The sequence below is a fragment of the Nguyenibacter sp. L1 genome (genome assembly GCF_035199985.1).
Classification (GTDB): Bacteria; Pseudomonadota; Alphaproteobacteria; order Acetobacterales; family Acetobacteraceae; genus Gluconacetobacter; species Gluconacetobacter vanlangensis.
In genome coordinates, this window is the sequence record NZ_CP127015.1 from 871,979 (window position 1) to 890,247 (window position 18,269).

The 18,269-nt window shown below is 68.3% G+C and carries 15 protein-coding genes; 10 read left to right on the forward strand and 5 right to left on the reverse strand.

The features are described 5' to 3' along the window. Positions 1–10 precede the first annotated feature (10 nt). The 3 genes from QN315_RS03835 to QN315_RS03845 are packed head-to-tail and all read right to left on the reverse strand — an operon-like array spanning position 11 to position 4,391. Entirely contained in the window at positions 11–2,014 is a 2,004-nt protein-coding gene (locus tag QN315_RS03835) for a Rieske 2Fe-2S domain-containing protein (RefSeq protein WP_323991573.1), read from the reverse strand. Continuing rightward, positions 2,008–3,402: an amidohydrolase family protein gene (locus tag QN315_RS03840; RefSeq protein WP_323991574.1), complete on the reverse strand. Its 1,395-nt coding sequence runs from the start codon at positions 3,400–3,402 to the stop codon at positions 2,008–2,010. Before QN315_RS03840 ends, QN315_RS03835 begins: the two co-directional genes overlap by 7 nt. After that, positions 3,399–4,391 carry an ABC transporter substrate-binding protein gene (locus tag QN315_RS03845; protein ID WP_323991575.1) on the reverse strand — a complete coding sequence of 331 codons (993 nt, stop codon included), beginning with the start codon at positions 4,389–4,391 and terminating at the stop codon, positions 3,399–3,401. Before QN315_RS03845 ends, QN315_RS03840 begins: the two co-directional genes overlap by 4 nt. Before the next feature lie 237 nt (positions 4,392–4,628). Here QN315_RS03845 and QN315_RS03850 point away from each other — a divergent pair, with 237 nt between their 5' ends. Beyond that, complete coding sequence (locus QN315_RS03850) at positions 4,629–5,135, forward strand: DUF2165 family protein (protein ID WP_246285664.1); 507 nt, start codon at positions 4,629–4,631, stop codon at positions 5,133–5,135. Between the two features lie 4 nt (positions 5,136–5,139). Here QN315_RS03850 and QN315_RS03855 read toward each other — a convergent pair whose 3' ends face one another. Next, positions 5,140–6,069, reverse strand: coding sequence for a LysR family transcriptional regulator (locus QN315_RS03855; RefSeq protein ID WP_323991576.1), 930 nt, complete (start codon positions 6,067–6,069; stop codon positions 5,140–5,142). A 136-nt stretch (positions 6,070–6,205) separates the two neighbouring features. Here QN315_RS03855 and QN315_RS03860 point away from each other — a divergent pair, with 136 nt between their 5' ends. From QN315_RS03860 to QN315_RS03895, 8 genes are all read left to right on the forward strand, one after another. Next, complete coding sequence (locus QN315_RS03860; RefSeq protein ID WP_323991577.1) at positions 6,206–7,243, forward strand: ABC transporter substrate-binding protein; 1,038 nt, start codon at positions 6,206–6,208, stop codon at positions 7,241–7,243. Positions 7,244–7,248: 5 nt separating this feature from the next. Continuing rightward, entirely contained in the window at positions 7,249–8,070 is an 822-nt protein-coding gene (locus QN315_RS03865) for an ABC transporter ATP-binding protein (RefSeq protein ID WP_323991578.1), read from the forward strand. 2 nt (positions 8,071–8,072) lie between these two features. Next, positions 8,073–8,855, forward strand: coding sequence for an ABC transporter permease (locus QN315_RS03870; protein ID WP_323991579.1), 783 nt, complete (start codon positions 8,073–8,075; stop codon positions 8,853–8,855). Positions 8,856–8,893: 38 nt separating this feature from the next. Beyond that, positions 8,894–10,171 (forward strand): cytosine deaminase, encoded by a 1,278-nt coding sequence (locus QN315_RS03875; protein WP_323991580.1) that lies wholly within the window; start codon positions 8,894–8,896, stop codon positions 10,169–10,171. Next, positions 10,171–11,853: a CocE/NonD family hydrolase gene (locus QN315_RS03880; protein WP_323991581.1), complete on the forward strand. Its 1,683-nt coding sequence runs from the start codon at positions 10,171–10,173 to the stop codon at positions 11,851–11,853. Before QN315_RS03875 ends, QN315_RS03880 begins: the two co-directional genes overlap by 1 nt. Further along, positions 11,850–12,266, forward strand: a complete 417-nt coding sequence (locus QN315_RS03885) for a cupin domain-containing protein (RefSeq protein WP_323991582.1) — start codon at positions 11,850–11,852, stop codon at positions 12,264–12,266. Before QN315_RS03880 ends, QN315_RS03885 begins: the two co-directional genes overlap by 4 nt. After that, a complete protein-coding gene (locus QN315_RS03890; protein ID WP_323991583.1) occupies positions 12,263–13,051 on the forward strand; it encodes a cysteine hydrolase family protein in 789 nt (262 codons plus the stop codon). Before QN315_RS03885 ends, QN315_RS03890 begins: the two co-directional genes overlap by 4 nt. A 97-nt stretch (positions 13,052–13,148) precedes the next feature. Beyond that, positions 13,149–14,516, forward strand: a complete 1,368-nt coding sequence (locus QN315_RS03895; protein ID WP_323991584.1) for a glycoside-pentoside-hexuronide (GPH):cation symporter — start codon at positions 13,149–13,151, stop codon at positions 14,514–14,516. A 22-nt stretch (positions 14,517–14,538) separates the two neighbouring features. On the opposite strand, the gene QN315_RS03900 is transcribed toward QN315_RS03895, so the two are convergent. Next, positions 14,539–15,591 (reverse strand): LacI family DNA-binding transcriptional regulator, encoded by a 1,053-nt coding sequence (locus tag QN315_RS03900; RefSeq protein WP_323991585.1) that lies wholly within the window; start codon positions 15,589–15,591, stop codon positions 14,539–14,541. Positions 15,592–15,902: 311 nt separating this feature from the next. Here QN315_RS03900 and QN315_RS03905 point away from each other — a divergent pair, with 311 nt between their 5' ends. Continuing rightward, positions 15,903–18,263: a TonB-dependent receptor gene (locus QN315_RS03905; RefSeq protein WP_323991586.1), complete on the forward strand. Its 2,361-nt coding sequence runs from the start codon at positions 15,903–15,905 to the stop codon at positions 18,261–18,263. Positions 18,264–18,269 lie beyond the last annotated feature (6 nt).

Below are 18,269 nucleotides of genomic sequence, written 5' to 3' on the forward strand. Positions count from 1 at the left end.
GCCGCCATGCCTAGAGGTCCAGCACCAGGCAGGCGCCGCGCGCCCGCGAGCAGCAGGCCATGATATGCGTGCCCCGGGCCTTGTCGGCTTCGGACAGGAACAGGTCGCGATGGTCGGGCTCGCCCTCTAGCACGCGGGTGACGCAGGTGCCGCACAGGCCCTGTTCGCACGAGACCGGGATGCTGATCCCCGCCGCGCCCAGCGCCTGGGCGATGCTGCGGTCGGCGGGGATTTCGACCGTCACGTTGCTGCGTTCGGCGCGCACCATGAACGGACGGCCCTGGATATCGACGTCGGCGGTGAAGCGTTCGGCATGCACGCGGCCGCCGTCCCAGCCCAGCGCGCGCGCGGCGGCGGCCACCGCGTCCTGCAGGCCCAGCGGGCCGCAGACCTGGACATGCGCGCCCTCGGGCGCGGCGGCCAGCACGCCGGGCACGTCGAGGCGTCCGCCCTCGGCCGCCAGGTGGGGCGTGACGCGGGCGGCATAGGGGGCGGCCAGGGCCTCGTCGAGGAAGGGGGCGGTCCGGCGGGAATGGGCGCAGACATGCAGCGCGAAGGGACGGCCGGCGCGGTGCAGCTCCAGCGCCATGGGCAGGAGCGGCGTGATGCCGATGCCGCCGGCGATCAGCACCACGAAGGGTGCGTCGGCCAGGGGGAAATGATTGCGCGGCAGCCCCACCCGGACTTGCCGGCCGGGACGGAAGGCGCCGTGCACGGTGGCCGAGCCGCCGCGGGACGCGGCCTCGAGCAGCACGGCGATGCGCCAGGCGGCGCGGTCTTGCGGGTCGGAGCACAGCGAGTAGTGCCGCACCAGGCCGGGGGCGACATGCAGCGCGACATGCGCGCCCGGCGCGAAGGGCGGCAGTTCGGCGCCGTCGGCCGGGCGCAGGCGCAGCGACAGCACGCGCTCGGCCTGGTTGCGCACGTCGTCGACGATCATGGGGATCGTGTCCTCGCGATCGGGGCCCGGCATGGCGGGCGGCGTTGCCGAGGGTGGCGGGGGGCGGGTGATTTCGTCCTCGCCATGGCGGCGCAGCAGGTCGAGCAGGCGGCGGCGCATGATCAGGCCGGGGCGGTCGGAGGGCATGTGGCTTTCGACCTGGCGGGTGATGTCCAGGGTCGCGTCGCAATCGGTGGCTTCGAGGATCTCGCGGTCCTCGTCGGTGATCTTGCGGTCCCAGGCGATCAGGCGTTCGGCGGGGCAGTCTTCCTCGCGGTCGTTGCGGTAGAGGAGCTGGACGAGCTGGATCCGGTCGTCCTCGATCGGGGTGGCGCAATTGATGATGATGTGGCGGATGCCGCTGGGATAGGCCATGTCCATCCGGCGGCAGAATGGCATGTACCAGTGGTTGTGCATGGTGCGCGTGGTGGTGGGCGACGGATCGCCGGTGATCGCCACCGCGTCGGGCGGGTTGAGGATGTCGACCACCGTGGTGGCGTAGAAGCCGTAATCGGTCTCGGCGATGTCGTAGAATTTGGGCCTGGGCTGGGTGATGTCGCCGAACGTGCCGCGATGCACGTAGGAAAAATGCGCGTTGTCGAAGGAGTTTTCCATCAGCCGCAGCGGCGCGGTCCGCCAGGTGTCGTAGAACTGGAAGATGCGGCGGAAGGCGGGATCGCGGTCCTCGGGGATGTCGAAGATGTCCGCGATGGGATCGTCCAGCGCCACCCAGGCATAGCCGTAGCGCGCCTGGCAGCGGAAGGACGGCACCCGGCAGGCGGGCAGCGGCGCGTCGCGGCCCAATTGGGGGATTTCGGTCAGGCGGCCCTGCCCGTCATAGCGCCAGCCGTGATAGCCGCAGACGATCTCGCCATGCGCGCACCAGCCCTTGGAGAGTTTCGCGGTGCGGTGGCAGCAGCGGTCGCGCAGCGCGCGGGGCGCGCCGCCGGCATCGAGGAACAGGACCAGGTCCTCGCCCATCAGGCGGAAGGGCCTGGGGCCGTCGGCCAGGTGATGCACCGGCATGACCGCGTACCAGAAGCGGCGCAGCACCGCCTGTTTGGTGGTCAGCATACCAGGTCCTCCTGCCGGGCGATGCGGGTGACGACGGCGCGGGCATGGCGCAGCAGCGCCGGCAGGTCCAGGCCGGGAATCGCGCCGTCCACCACCACGGGACGGCCGGCCGACAGGACGTGCCGCACGCTGCCGGCCCCCGAGGCCACCGGGGCGATCAGCGGGTCGAACAGGCCGGCATGGCGCGGCTGGTCCAGCCCGTGGACGACCAGGTCGGCGACCTGGCCCTCGGCCACCGTGCCGAGGTCGGGCAGGCCGAGCACCCGCGCGCCCCCGGCGGTGGACCAGCGCAACACGTCCTCGCACCGGATGGCGGCGGCGCCGTGGGTGGCGCGGTGGACCATCCAGGCGCAATGCATTTCGGCCGCCATGTCGCAGGCCTCGTTCGAGGCGGCGCCGTCGACGGCCAGCGACACGCGGCCGCCCAGCCGGTCCAGATCCGGCGCCGGGGCGATGCCCGAGCCGAGGCGGCAATTGCTTTGCGGGCAATGGGCCATGCCGGTGCCGGTTTCCGCCAGGATGGCGATTTCGCTGTGATCGAGATGGACCAGATGCGCGAACCAGACGTCGGGCCCGGTCCAGCCATGTTCGGCCACGAACTGGACGGGGCGCATATTGTGGATTTCGCGGCAATAGCGGACGTAATTGCCGGTTTCGGACAGGTGGCTGTGCAGCCCGATGCCCATCGCACGCGCGGCATGGGCCAGTTCGCGCAGCTCGTCGGGGGTGACGCCCCAGGTCGGGGTGTTGGGGGCGATTACGATGCGCCGGCGGCTGTCGGGCGACGGATCGTGGTAGCGCGACACCAGGTCGCCGACCCGCCGCAGCATGACATCGAGCGGTTCGGTGGGCGTGGGCAGAATGTCGTCGGTGTCGAAGGCGCGGGTGCGGGTGGTGCCGCCGCGCGCCAGCACCAGGCGCAGCCCCAGCCGGTCGGCGGTTTCGAACAGCACGGCGGCCGGGTCGTAGCGGTAGCTGTCGGCGAACAGATAGTGATGGTCGGCGACGGTGGTGCAGCCGGACAGCAGCAATTCGGCCATGCCGACCAGGGCGGCGGTCTGGAGCGCGTCCTCGTCCAGGCGGTTCCAGTAGCTGGTGGGGACCAGGCGCAGCCAGGTTTCGAGCGGCGCGTCGATCGCGCTGGGCACGCCCTTGAGCATGCTCTGGAACAGATGGTGGTGGGTCGAGATCAGGCCCGGCGTGACGACGCCGCCGCGCGCGTCCAGCACCCGGTCGCCCGGCAGGGCCGGGACGTCGCCGATCTGCGCGATGCGGCCGTCGCGGATGCGCAGGTCTCCGGTGCGGCGTTCGGCCGCCCCGCGCAGGCCGGTCAGGATGCCGCGCGCATTGCGGACGACCAGGTCGTGGGTGGGGGCGTGCGCCGTCATAGCGGCATGACTTTGGCGCGCGCGACATAGCGGGTGGTGAAGGCGGCGCGCCAGTCGGCGGTGGCCGGCAGCAGCGCGTTGCCGACCATGAAATCGCGGGTGGCCTGCCAGCGGGCCTCGGTCATCGCGCCGATGCCCAGCCGCGCCGCGTCGCCGCCGTCCACGGCGCGGGTGGCGGCGAGCCCGCGCACGCCGAAGGCGAGCTGTCCGTCGGTCATGCGGGGATTGTCCTTCTTGATCAGGGCGTTGCCGATTTCCGGCGCGCGCAGATAGTCGCGCCATCCCGCGAGGGAGGCCGCCACGAAATCCGCCGTCAGCGAATCGTTCGCCGCCGCGAAGGCGCGCGTGGTCAGCAGCGGGGTGCCGTAGGGCGGATAGCCGATGGCGGCGAAGGGGAAGAAGTGGACGGGGACGCCGTGCAGCGCGGCCTGGTACGGCTCGGAGGAGGCATAGGCCTGCACCGCCATCGCCGGGTCGTGGAAGAAGGGCTGGAGATTGAAGGTATAGGCGCCGAGCTGGGCGTCGCTGAACCCGTAGCGGGCGCGCAGCCAGGGCCAGAAGGTGGCGTGGGCGGTGCCGGCGATCAGGATCGGGTGGCCGCGCAGCATGGCCAGGCCGGTGACGGATTCATGCGTCATCAGCCCCTGCTGGTCGTGCTGGAAGGAGGCGGCGACCGTGAGCAGCGGCATGCCGGCGGCGATGCCGCGCAGGGTCTGGAAATCGTACCCGGTGGCGAAGTCGGCCTGGCCGGCCAGCAGAAGCTGCATGGCGTTGACCTGCGGGCCGCCCATGGCGATGCGCACGTCCAGCCCGCGATCGGCGTAATAGCCGCGGGCCAGGGCCTGGTAGAAGCCGCCGACCTCGGCCTGCGCGAACCAGGACAGCACCAGCCGGACCGGCGTGCCCGCCCGCGCGCGCCGCGCCGCCGGCGCGGCGGCCCCGGCGATGGTCATGGCGGCGGAGAGGGCGGCGCGGCGGGTGAGCGTCATGAACGGGGCATCGATCGTGGGTGTCGCGTGCGTGTCGGGCCATTGGAGGGGGACATGAGATCGTGTTCCCCGGCCATTTTGAAGCATCAAATAACGTGCCGGGTGCTGCTTTTTTGCGCGCGCGGAACGTTGCGGCCGGCATGGCCCGAACCGGGCTTGACCGGCGGGCGCGGGCGGCATGCTATGACGGAAACGCAATGACTGTTCCGAGGGCCGGCAATGCAGGATGGTTCGTTCATGCCTGATTCGTTCACCCTGGCCTCGCGCCTGGCCAAGCTGGCGATGGTCGCGTCGCTGGCGGCGTTCGGGCTGCTGGTCGCCTTCAACAACCTGACCGATTACCGGTCGAACTTCCTGTTCGTACGGCACGTGCTGAGCATGGACACGACCTTTCCGGGCAATGCGCTGACCTGGCGCGCGATTCATGCGCGCTGGGCGTGGCATGGGTTCTATCTGCTGATCATCCTGGGGGAAGCGGCGACCGGGATGCTGTTCCTGATGGCGGCCGGGGCGATGCTGCGCGCGCTGCGGGCGGACCGCGCGGCATTCCGCCGGGCGGCGCGGCTGGTGCCGCTGGGCACCGCGCTGGGATTCCTGATCTGGTTCTTCGGCTTTTCGGTCGTGGGGGCGGAATGGTTCGCGATGTGGCAGTCCCGTGACTGGAACGGCCAGCAGCCGGCCTTTCGCTTCTTCCTGACGATGCTGGGGGTGTGCATCTATGTCAGCCTGCCCGAGGACGGGTGACGGGTCACAAGGTCCGTTCGATGACGGCGCCGATCTTCTCGGCCATCAGGCTGACCAGCGGATTGACGTGGTTGAGGCGGGCGATCACGCTGAGGGTCTGCGGCCAGGTGCCGGCATGGCGCAGGGGGACGAGGGCGAGTTCGCCGCGCTCGCGTTCCTCGATGATGTCGAAGGGGGTCAGGAAGGTGATGGAATCCCCGGCGCGGGCCAGGCGGCGCAGGACCTCGACGGAGTTGCTTTCGACCCGCGCGACCAGGGAGGCGCCGCTGCGCGCGCACAGCGCGTCGAGATGCGGGCGGATCGAGGTCGTGGGGTCGGCCACCACCAGCGGATAGGCCAGGCAATCGGCGATCGACAGGCTTTCGCGCCGCGCCAGGGCGTGGTCGGCGCGCATGACGGCGCCGAGATGGGCGGTCCGGGCCACCAGGACGGTCGATCCGGCCTCTCGCGGGAGGTCGAAGCCCACGCCCAGATCGGCCTCGCCGTCGCGCACGGCGGCCAGCAGTTCGGTGCGGCCATGGACCCGCAGGGCGACGCGCACATTGGCGTGCGAGACCTGAAAATCGGCCAGCACCTGGGGCATGATGTTGGCGGCCGGGCCGCTCATGACCGCCAGCACGATCTCGCCGCGATGCAGGCCCTTCATTTCCTCGATCAGGGCGCGGGTGCGGTCCATGTCCTTGAGCGTCTGGCGGACATGGGCGATCATCAGTTCGCCCGCCGCGGTCAGGACCAGCTTGCGCGGCAGGCGCTGGAACAATTTGGTCCCGAGCTGGCGCTCCAGCTCGATGATCTGGCGGTTGATCGCCGAGGAGGCGACGTTGAGGCGCTCGCCGGCCTTGCGGATCGAGCCCAGCCGCGCCACGACGTCCAGATAGACCAGCATCCGCCCGTGCAGCATGCGCTGCGCCCCCCCCTTTTCACTTGCCCGCAACTGGTGGGGCGCCGGGGCGCCGCGGTCAAGATCCGTGCTGCCTTTCAGGCAGCGCCGCGCGCGTGAAATGTCTCTTTCCATTCCCGGAACGGGGACGTTACGCTGCCCGTCCGTTGCAATCATGAGACGGTGCCTGATGCCTGACCGCGCCATCGGACGACGCGCCGCCCTGCTGGGCATGACGATGACGGGCGTGGGTGCCCGCGCCCTGGGTGCCCATGCCTCGGGTGCCCATGCCTCGGATGCCCATGCCTCGGATACCAGCGCGCCCGGGCGCCTGACGCTGGTGACCAACTGGTATGCCCAGCCCGAGCTGGGCGGGTTCTATCAGGCGCGGGAAAGCGGCCTGTATCGCGCGGCCGGGCTGGATGTGACGATCCGGTCGGGCGGGCCGCAGGTCAATACCATGCAGTTGCTGCTGGCCGGCGCGTGCGACGTGATCGTGGGCCAGCCGGACGCGGCCATGGTGGCGGCGCTGCGCGGCATTCCGGTGGTGACGATCGGCGCCTGTTTCCAGAAATGCATGACCGGATTCCTGACCCATCCGGATATCGGCGGCCTGTCGGACCTGAAGGGGCATCCGCTGCTGATCAGCACCGAGGGGCGGTCGACCTATTGGCCGTGGCTGAAGCGGACCTATGGTTTCACGGACGCGCAGGCGGGGGTCTATACCTACAACCTGCAGCCGTTCGTCCATGATCCGGCGCTGGCGATCCAGTCCTTTCTGTCCTCGGAGCCCTATGCGGTGCGGCAGATGGGGGTGGCGTTCAAATATTTCCTGTTCGCGGACGCGGGTTATCCGACCTATACCAACGCGCTGCTGGTCTCGCGCCGGACATTGGAGACGCGGGCGGACGCGTTGCGGCGGTTTCTGGCCGCCAGCGCGCGGGGCTGGCTGGATTACCTGTATCATGACCCCGCCGCCGGCGATGCCGCCATATTGCGCGACAATCCGGCCAATACGGCCGACCACATGGCCTGGTCGCGCCGGACGCTGCGCGACGTCCATGCGATGGGCGCCCCGGGGCAGGTGCTGCTGGGCATGAGTGCGGCGCGGTGGGCACGGATCCACGAGGTGGTGGCGCTGTCCGGAGGGGCGGCCGATGGGGCGGCGTGGCGCGATGCCTATACGACGGCGCTGTCGGACGCGCTGACCGACACGGTGCCGGCGTGAATGCGATGCCGGGCCCCGGGCCGCATGCGGGAGATGTCGCGACGCCGGTGGTCAGCCTGCGCGGGGTGGAGAAGGTCTTTGCCAACGGGGTGCGGGGGCTGGCGCCGCTGGACCTGGAGATCCGTCCCGGCGAGCTGGTCAGCCTGATCGGGCCGTCGGGCTGCGGCAAGAGCACGCTGCTGAAGCTGGTGGCCAACCTGCATGCGCCCACGGACGGGCAGGTCGCGTGGTGGGGCGGGGATTTCCGCACGGTGGGAACGGACGGACGGCGGCTGGCCTTCGTCTTCCAGGATCCGACATTGATGCCCTGGGCCAATGTGGCGGCCAATGTGCGCCTGCCGCTGGACCTGGACGGCGTGCCGCGCGCGGCGGCCGAGCGGCGCGTGCCGCCGGCGCTGGAGCAGGTGGGGCTGGCCCATGCGGCCGCGCGCTTTCCGGCGCAATTGTCGGGCGGGATGCGCATGCGGGTGTCGATCGCCCGCGCGCTGGTCACGAATCCCGACCTGCTGCTGATGGACGAGCCGTTCGGCGCGCTGGACGAATGCACGCGCAACCGGCTGGACGAGGACATGGCGGGGCTGTGCGCGCAGCAGGGGCTGACGACGCTGTTCGTGACCCATTCGCTGTACGAGGCGGCGTTCCTGTCGTCGCGGGTGATCGTGATGGCGGCCAATCCGGGCCGGGTCTTCGCCGAATATGTCATCGAACCCGGGATCGCGCGGGATGGCGCGTTTCGGCTGAGCGCGCGCTTCGCCACCATCTGCCGCGACCTGACGGCGCTGCTGGCCGAGGCATCCGCGTCCAGCCGGCTGGACGAGGAGTCCTGACGATGGGGGAAACGACGAGGGCGCGCCTCGCCGCGGTCGCGGCGCCGACGCTGGTGGGGGTGGCCGTCCTGCTGGCGTGGCAGGCGGGATGCCGGCTGTGGCACATCCCGCCCTATCTGATGCCCGCGCCCGGCGATATCGGCGCGGCGCTGATGCAGAACGGGTGGGCGCTGCTGCATGCGCTGCGCAGCACGCTGCTGGTCACCATGATCGCGCTGGGCCTGTCGGCGGTCCTGGGGGTGCTGGTGGCGTTTCTGCTGGTGCAGAGCCGGATGATCGAGCGCAGCCTGATGCCGTACGTGATCGTCATGCAGGTCACGCCGATCGTGGCGGTGGCGCCGCTGATCATCATCCTGGTCAAGACGACGCTGCCTGCGCTGGTCATCTGCGCCACCCTGATCGCGATCTTTCCGATCATCTCGAACACGCTGCAGGGGCTGCGCAGCGTGGACCCGGGGCTGGCGGCGTTCTTTCGGATGCACAAGGCCACGCGGGTCCAGACCTTGCTGCGGCTGCAGGTCCCCAGCGCGGTGCCGATGTTCATGGCGGGGTTGCGGATTTCCAGCGGCCTGGCGCTGGTGGGGGCGGTGGTGGCCGAGTTCGTCGCCGGCACGGGCGGCAACAGCGCCGGACTGGCCTACGAAATCCTGCAATCGGGCTTTCAGATGGACATTCCGCGCATGTTCGCCGCCCTGGCCCTGATCACGCTGGCCGGGCTGGTGCTGTACGGGGTGATGGCGGGGTTGCAGCAATGGGTGCTGCGGCGCTGGCACGAGCATGGCTGAGACGGACATGGTTGAGACCGCCCTGCGCGAAGCCCGCCATGTTTGAGATGTCCGGATCGCGCCACGTGCTGCGCCGCGCCCGGATTCCGGCGGCGCTGACGCCCTGGCGCGCCCCCGGCGACGGGGGCGGCGAGTGGGTGGAATGCGACATCGTGATCGCGGACGGCCGGATCGCGGCGCTGGAGCGCCTGCCGCCCGAGAGCGGGATGCCCGAGACGGACCTGGCGGGCGGGATGGTCTGGCCGGCTTTCGCCGATATCCATACCCATCTGGACAAGGCCTTCATCTGGGACCGCGCACCCAATCCGGACGGCACGTTCGCCGGCGCCGTCCAGGCGGTGACCGCGGACCGCGAGCGGCACTGGACGGAGCAGGACGTGCGCCGGCGGATGGAATTCGCGCTGGCCAGCGCCCATGCGCACGGCACGCGAGCGATCCGCACCCATCTGGACATCGCGGGCGCGCATGGGCGAAGGGTATGGCCGCTGATCCGTGCGCTGCAGGCCGAATGGGCCGGACGGGTGGCGTTGCAGGCCGTGGCCCTGGTGATGCCCGAAGCCTATGACGGGGCGCAGGGAGCAGAGATCGCCCGCGCCGCCGCCGGCACGCCGGGCGGGATGCTGGGCGCGGTGCTGATGGGGCACAATACCGGCGAGGCCGTGCTGGACCGGCTGTTCGGGCTGGCGCGGGACCATGGGCTGGACCTGGACCTGCACGTGGATGAGAACGGCGAGGCCGGGGAGACGGCGCTGGAGCAGGTCGCCGCCGCTTCGGCGCGGCACCGGTTCGCCGGGCGGGTGGTGTGCGGCCATTGCTGCAGCCTGTCGGTGCAGCAGGCGGCGCGCGCCCGCGACATCGCCGCGCGGGTCGCCGATGCCGGGATCGGCGTCGTCAGCCTGCCGCAATGCAACCTGTATCTGCAGGACCGCGCGGCGGGCGCCACGCCGCGCTGGCGCGGGATCACGCTGGTGCATGAACTGGCCGACGCTGGCGCGGATGTGATGTTCGCGTCGGACAATGTGCGCGATCCGTTCCATGCCTATGGCGATTTCGACATGATGACGGTGTTCGGCGCGGCGGTGCGGATCGCGCATCTGGACCATCCGTTCGGCGCGTGGCCCGCCGCGGTGACCGGCACGCCGATGCGGCGGATGGGCCTGGGGGACGGCATGATCCGCCCGGGGGCGCCGGCCGACCTGGTGCTGTTCGAGGCGCGGACGATGAACGAATTGCTGAGCCGGCCGGACCGGCGCGCGGTGGTGCGGGGCGGGCGGGCGATCGCCGAGCGGCCGCCATCCTATCGGGAGCTGCCGTGATGACCCCCCTGCCCGTCCGGCCGAAGCGGACCGAAGCGATGGCGACGCGGGACGGCACGCGCCTGGTCGCCGATATCTGGCAGCCCGAGGGGCCGGGCCCCTGGCCGGTGCTGATGATGCGCCAGGCCTATGGGCGACGGATCGGCACGTCGCTGTGCTATGCGCCGCCGGAATGGTACGCGGCGCGCGGCTATATCGTCGTGATGCAGGACGTGCGCGGGCGGGGCGAGTCCGGCGGCGGGTTCGCGCTGTTCGAACATGAGGCCGCGGACGGGGCCGACAGCATCGCCTGGGCCGCCGCCCTGCCCGGGAGCAACGGGCGGGTGGGGATGTTCGGCTTCTCGTTCCAGGGCAGCAACCAGCTTCTGGCCGCGGGCGAGCCCTGTCCGGCGCTGAAGGCCATCGCCCCGGCCATGATCGGCTGGGACATCAGGCGCGACTGGGCGTATGAGAACGGGGCGTTCGCGCTGCGCGCCAATATCGGCTGGGCGACGCAGCTTGCGGCCGAGACCGCGCGGCTGGCGGGCGACCGCGAGGCCCAGGCCCGGCTGTATGCGGCCAGCCGGACCGCGTCCTTCGCCGATGCGATGCCGGCCTGGCCGGAGCATGACGCGCTGTTGCAGCGTTACAGCCATTATGCCGTGTGGCGTGACACGCCGCTGGACGATCCGTACTGGGACGCGATTTCGCCCGCCACGCGGCAGGCGCGGATCGTGGCCAACGGGCCGGCGACGCTGCTGATCGGCGGTTGGTACGACAGCCACCTGCCGGGCACGCTGGCCGCGTTCCGCGCGCTGGCGCCGCATCTGCCGGCGCGGCTGATCGTCGGGCCGTGGGCGCATTTTCCCTGGGACCGGCGGGTCGGGGCGCTGGATTTCGGCGAGGATGCCATTACCGATATCGACCAGCAGCAGGTCGCCTGGTTCGATCGCTGGCTGAAGGACGACGCCCCAGGGGATGGATCGGGGGATGGATCGGGGGATGGGCCGGCCGTGCGGCTGTTCGACATGGGCGCGCGGTGCTGGCGCGATTTCGCGGCCTGGCCGGAAGGCGATGCGGCACCAGGCGCGACGCCGGAACAGGCGCGGCTGGGGCTGGACGGATCGGGACGGGCGGCCATCGACATGCGCGACGGGCGCCTGCTGGAGGGGGGCGCCGGTGCGCCGGGATGGGAATCCCTGACCCTGGATCCCTGGCGGCCGGCGGCGCCCTGCGGCGGCAGCTTCGGCTGGCCGCCCGGGCCGGTGGACCGGGCGGGGGCGGATGCGCGGGCGGATACGCTGACCTTTACCGGCGCGCCGGCCACGGAGCGCGTGCTGATCGCGGGCGACGTGCGGCTGAGCGCGCGGATCGAGAGCGCGCATGCGTCGTTCGACCTGCATGCCGTGCTGTCGCGCGTGGCGGCGGACGGGCGCAGCTTTCCGCTGGCCGAGGGCTATGCCACGCTGGAGCCCGGGGCGGTTTCGGTGCCGATGCGCGCGACCTGCTGCACCCTGCAACCCGGCGAGCGGCTGCGGCTGTCGCTGGCGCTGGCCTGTTTTCCGTCCTTTCCGGTCAATCCCGGCACCGGCCGCCCGCCCTGGGAGGCCGGGATCTTCGACCACCAGGTCGTCACCGTGCGGCTGCGGCGCGACAAATCGATCCTGCATGTGCCGCTGCGCGCGGCGGAGGAACAGGCATGAGCTTTCTCAAGCGGTCGATCGGCCAGATCGAGGCCTTTCGCATATCGCCGGCCGACAGCAATTATTTCGCGATCCTGTTCGACGCGCATGCCGGGGGGACGCGATCGGTCGCCGTCGTCGAGATCTTTGCCGTCGGCGGGCGCACGCCGCCCAACACGCATCGCGCGGCGGACGAGATGTTCGTCGTGCTGAGCGGGGAAGGACGGGCGATCTGCGACGGGCAGAGTACCACCCTGCGCAAGGGCGACGCGCTGCTGGTGCGGCCCGGTTCGGAGCATGTCGTCGAGAATACCGGGACGTCGAAGCTCTATACGCTGACGGTCATGATTCCGGATGAGGAATTCGGCGCGCTGATCCGCAATGGCGAGCGGGTCGCGCTGGACGAGGAGGACCTGCGGGTGTTGTGCGGATGAAGCAGATCGGATCGTCCTCGGCCAATCGGTGGCGGGTTTCGCGCGACGCGGTCAGCCTGCTGCGGCCGCCGCGGCCGGCGCGGCCCGTCACGATCGACGCCCTGCCGCAGCAGGTGACGCTGGACCTGGCCCGCACGGCGATGATCGTCATCGACATGCAGAACGATTTCTGCCACCCCGATGGCTGGCTGGCCAGCATCGGCGTGGATATCGCCCCGGCACGGACGCCGATCGCGCCGCTGGCGGCGATTTTGCCGGTGCTGCGCGGCCGGGACGTGCCGGTGATCTGGGTCAATTGGGGCAACCGGCCCGACCGGCTGAATCTGAGCCCGTCTCTGCTGCATGTCTATGACCCGGACGGCGAGGGAGTGGGCCTGGGCGGCCGCCTGCCCGGCCAGGGGGACGGCGTGCTGGAGCTGGGGAGCTGGAACGCCGCCATCGTCGATGAGCTGGCGCCCGAGACGGGTGACATCCATGTCGCCAAATACCGGATGAGCGGGTTCTGGGACACGCCGCTGGACGCCATCCTGCGCAATCTGCGGGTCGATACGCTGCTGTTCGGCGGGGTCAATCTGGACCAGTGCGTGATGACGACGCTGCAGGATGCCGGCTGCCTGGGTTATGACTGCATCCTGCTGGAGGATTGCGCGGCCACGACCTCGCCCGGCTTCTGCACCGACGCCACGCTGTACAATGTCCGCCAGTGCTTCGGCTTTACGGCCGTGGGCGGCGTTCTGCGGGCGGCGCTGGGCGAGATTCCGGAGACAACCGCGCCATCGCCGTGATCGCGCGGAACGGGTTGAGGAGGATGGCAAAGGCTTGCCATGACACCTTGTTTGTTGCACACTGGCATCGTTACGCAATCGCGGGCCAGGGGAAAACATGTCCAGCGGGATCGACCCCGGCGCGACGACGCGCCAGATCGCCATGCCCGGCGACGGTCCGGGCTTTCTTGAAAACCTGGCCTATGGGGCGGGTGATCTTTCTTCCAACCTGTTGTGGGGTATTTCGGGATCTTTCCTGATGTACTACTACACGGACGTCTACCGGCTGCCCGTGGGCGCCGTTGCGACATTGCTGCTGGCGGTGCGCGTGCTGGACGCACTGGTCGATCCGCTGGTGGGCTATGCGATCGACGCGTCCCATGGACGACTGGTCCGCCCGCTGATCCGCTGGCTGGCAATTCCGTTCGGAGGCGTGGCCTTTCTTGCCTTTCTGCCCCTGCCCGGCAGTGATGCGGTGAAACTGGGCTGGGCGGCGGCGACCTATCTGGTCTTTGGCTGGGTCTATGCCGGGATCAACACGTCCTATGGCGCCCTGGGCAATATGACGGCGACGACGCCGCAGGACCGGGTGGTTCAGGGGGCATTCCGGATGATCGGCTGCCAGAGCGGGCAATTGCTGATCGCGGTCCTGACCATACCGCTGGTACACCGGCTGGGCCATGGCGACACGCCGAACGCCGAACTGGCGGGATTTCCACGTTATATGGCGCTGGTGGGGGCTGTCGGGGCCGGCCTGTGGCTGCTGACCTGCCGCCTCTGCCGGATCCGGATCCCGCCGCCGCCCTCACCGCGCTCGCCGGGCACGATCCTGGCGGCGCTGATCCGCAATCGTCCGTGGGTCGTCTGCAACCTGGGCAATGCCCTGAATTTCACCAATATCTGCGCCTATGCGTCCTTTGCCATCTATTACGCGCGCGACGTCCTGCATCGCGGTACGGCATTTGGCGGCACCTTGCTGGGCATCACCACCGTCACGGGCATCGTGGGCGCGATGCTGACATCGCCGGTGGCGGCGCGATACGGCCGCAAACGCACGCTGATCCTGTCACTGGGCGTCGAGGCCTGCGCCCTGTGCGTCGTGGCGAGCCGTCCGGGAAGCCTGCCGGTCGCATTGACCGGCCTGGCAGTCGCGGGGCTGGCGTCGGGGCTGCGCTCGCCCTTCTATTTTTCCATGATCTCGGACGCCATCGATTACGGGACAGCGCGAACCGGGGTGCGCTGCGCCGAAATGGCCTATGCGATCAACAGCATGGTCACCAAAATCGCCTTTGCCGCCACAGGCACGCTGCTGGCGCTGTTTCTGGCCTGGGGGCAGTACGATCCGGCACGGCATACGCAATCGGCGGCGCTGGGGTGGTGGGTGAATGCGGGGTATGTCTTGCTGCCTGCCCTGTCATCAAGCCTGGCGATCGCCGTGATGCTGTTCTATCCCCCGGACCGCGCAATCGAGATAGCCCGCCATTGATGACGGGGTTGGAACGGGCCGGTCAGGCCGATTCTCGTTCGGCCAGCATCGTGCCGAGCGCCACGAGTTGCGGCGGCGCGGCCTGGTGCTGCTGGCAGCGGTCGATCAGCAGGCGGGTCGCCAGCCGGCCGATTTCGGCCGATGGCTGGATGAGGGTCGTGAGCGTGGGCGTGGAATATTCGCCCTGTTCCAGCCCGTCATAACCACTGACCGCGACATCCTGGGGAATCCGCAGCCCGGCCTTGAGCGCCCCCCGGATGAAGCCGAGGGCCAGGGCGTCGCTGCAGCAGATCACCGCGGTGGGACGATTTTCGAGGGACAGGAAATGCGGCACCGCCTTCAGGCCGGATTCCATGTCGAAGGCCCCGCCCGGCAACAGGTCGCAGGCATCGGCCATTCCCTCTTCGGCCAGGCGCTGCATGACGCCTTCGAAGCGCAGCTTTTCATGCGTGGTGTCCGCCAGCCCGCTGAGAAAGGCGAAACGGCGATGGCCCTTGCGCAGCAGATAGTCGGTGAGGCCGTAGAACCCGGCCTGCTCGAGCGCCACCACGCTGGAGATCCCGCCCGCGACCATGTCGTGCATCACCGAGACGACCGGAATATGCGCCGGCGGCCGGATGCGGCGCGCCGTGCGCGCGCTGCGCGCCGGAGCGAGCATCAATACGCCGTCCACGATGCCGTTCAGCGCCAGATCCATCAGTTCCTCGACCGCGAGTTCCGCATATTCGACGCGCTTGATGATGACGCCGTATCCCCGTTGCGCGGCCTCGTCGAAGACGCCCCGCAGGGCTTCGGTCAGGATGGGTGAAATGGGTTGGCCCGGAAAGTTGGACAGAACGACCATGAACATATCCGCCCGGCCGCGACTGAGGCTGCGGGCGGCTAGATTGGTCGCATAGCCCAGTTGCTCGGCCGCGCGCCGAACCAGCTTGCGTGTCTCGGCGCTGACCCGTTCGGGCTTCGACAATGCCCGGCTGACGGTCGAGATGTTCAAGCCGGTGCGCGCGGCGAGATCAGCCAGGGTGATCTTGCCCCCGGTGGTCGCCGCGTCTGCCGGGCGGAACACGGTGCTCATGCCTCCGCTCCCTTTTCAACAGACTGTTTTCCTTTCCCCTCTCTGTCACGGGACGGAAGGGGCGTCAAAGTCGCAGCCCCGGAAGGATATCGATTGCCGTCGCAAAATCACCTATTCAGGCCTCTTGAAACGGAGCGCGTGGGAATATTCTCAATATAACATATTGTTATAATTCATTATATTTTTCAAACGATAGATTCCGCATCCCGAAATGAAGAATCCATTTCCTAACATATTCGGAATGATATATGAATTTATGGCAATCGATTGCCAAAACCTTGTCCCACTCCCCCGCATCCAAGGAATTCCCCATGCGCCCTACCCAATGTCTGCGTCACCAGGCGATCCATCGGCCCGCATCGGCCATGCGCCCCTGGACGCGTCCGACCTATCGAACCATGCTGCTGCTTGGCATTTCCTTGCTGGCTGCATGTCCGGATCGCGCGGTTCACGCGGCCACCGACGCCACGAAGGGCCACCCCAAGTCCCATGCCGGCGCGACGCATCGCAAGACGGCCGCAGGAGCGACACCCGGGTCGCCGGCCGCCGCGATGACTCGGCAGGCAGGAGCGCCCGGCGGCGGGATCGAGCAGATTACCGTCACGTCACAGAAACGCGTGTCCACGGCGCAAAAGACGCCGATTTCCATGAGCGTATGGACCGGCAAGGCACTACAGAGCTATGGGATCAACTCGATCAGCGGGTTGTCCGCCATAGCGCCGGATGTCAATTTCCTGGAGACCGAAGGGGAGGCCGTGATCACCATCCGCGGCATTTCCAGCCATGACACCAGCGAGATCGGCGACCCCGCGGTGGCGATTTCGACCGATGGCGTCTATACGAATCGCGGCTACTCGTTCAATTCGACTTTCTATGACCTGGACCGTGTCGAGGTAGAGCGCGGCCCCCAGGGCACGTTGAGCGGGCGCAATGCCGTCGGCGGGGCAATCAATGTCATTACCGCCAAACCGACCATGGAACGCGCGGCGAGCGCGAAGCTGGAATTCGGGAATTATGATGCCGTCAGTTCCTGGGCCATGATCAATCAGCCGATCAGCGACAAGGTCCAGGTGCGCCTGGCCTTCAATTCCGGCTACCATGACGGGTACCGCGACCTTGGCGCATCGGGCCGCGGCGACGGCGCCAATTCGATTTCGGGCCGGGCGACGGTCGCGTTCCAGCCGTTCAGCCATTTCAAGGGACTGTTGACCTATCAGGGCACGCATATGGGCGGGGCGGGACAGGCTGTCTATAACGTGCCATACCAGTTCGACGCTGGCGGGAACCTGATCCACGACATGCCGGTCCTGCCCGAAGGCAATCCATCGCATCTTGCCATTCCGACGACACCCCGGCAGAACATGTCCGAGCAGGCGGTGCGCTGGAATTTCGACTATGAACTGCCCTATGTCACCCTGACCTATCTGGGGGGTTATGATTCCAACCATTTCGTCGAGGTCAACGATTCCAGCACGGATGTTTCGTATTCGCACCAGATCGAATCCTGGAACGCCCATGAGAATCCCAAGACGCAGAACCAGGAATTCCGCATCTCGTCCGACAGCCGCTACCGGTTCTTCTGGACGACGGGTTTCTACTATTTCCGCGAGGATAACGGCCTGCAGAGCTTCGATTCGATCCCGCTGCCCCAAAACCCTGCCGCGCGCCCCCTGATCTTCAACTATACGACACTGGCCCGGTCGATGGCCTGGTATGCACACGGCACGTTCAAGATCCTGCCGACGCTGCGCCTGACGGGCGGCATCCGCTATAACTGGGACCACAAGGTCCGGGCGGGGAATATCATGTTCCCCGCCAATCCGGTCAGCTATCCCTATGAATACGTCACCATACCGAATTACGGCCAGGGATCGTGGGACCAGCCGACCTGGCATGCCGGGATCGAATACGACATCACGCCGCGCAACATGGCCTATTTCAAGGTCGATACCGGCTACAAGCCGGGTGGCTTTACGGACCTGAACCAGTACAATCCCGAAAACGTCCGGGCCTATGAACTGGGTCTGAAGAACCGATTCTGGCATAACCATGTGCAGTTCAACATTTCGGGATTCTATGAGAATTACACAGGCCAGCAAGTGGCGCAGATCATCAAGAACTATGGCGGCGGGGGGCAGATCATCGACAATGCGGGATCGAGCACCATTTACGGCGTGGATCCGAATCTGATCCTGTCGGTGCCACGGATCGGGCAGTTCGACGTGGATTTCGAGTGGCTGCATGCGCGCTTCGACAATTTCGACGTCGCAGTGGACAATCCCCTGGCGGATGGGTCCTCAACCACGGTCATGCAGCAATTCGCGGGCAATACGCTGCCGCAGGCCCCTGCCCTGTCGATCGGTGCCGGATTCAGCCGGTACTGGACGGTACCGACCGGGCGAGTCCGCACGAACATCCGGACCAAATTCCAGAGCAGCAGCTATTTCTACTTTACCAATTCCGCCGATACGAAGCAGAAGAGCTATACGAACACGACGGCGTTTGCGGAATATGTTCCGGACCGGGGCCACTGGCACGCGCAGGTCTTCATCCGCAACATCGAGAATGCGCGGATTTTCGTGAACGCCGCCGAAAACGGCTATGCCGACGCCTACAGCTATTCCTTCGCGCCGCCGCGCACCTTCGGCGGGTCGGTTTCCGTCGATTTCTGAAGAGGA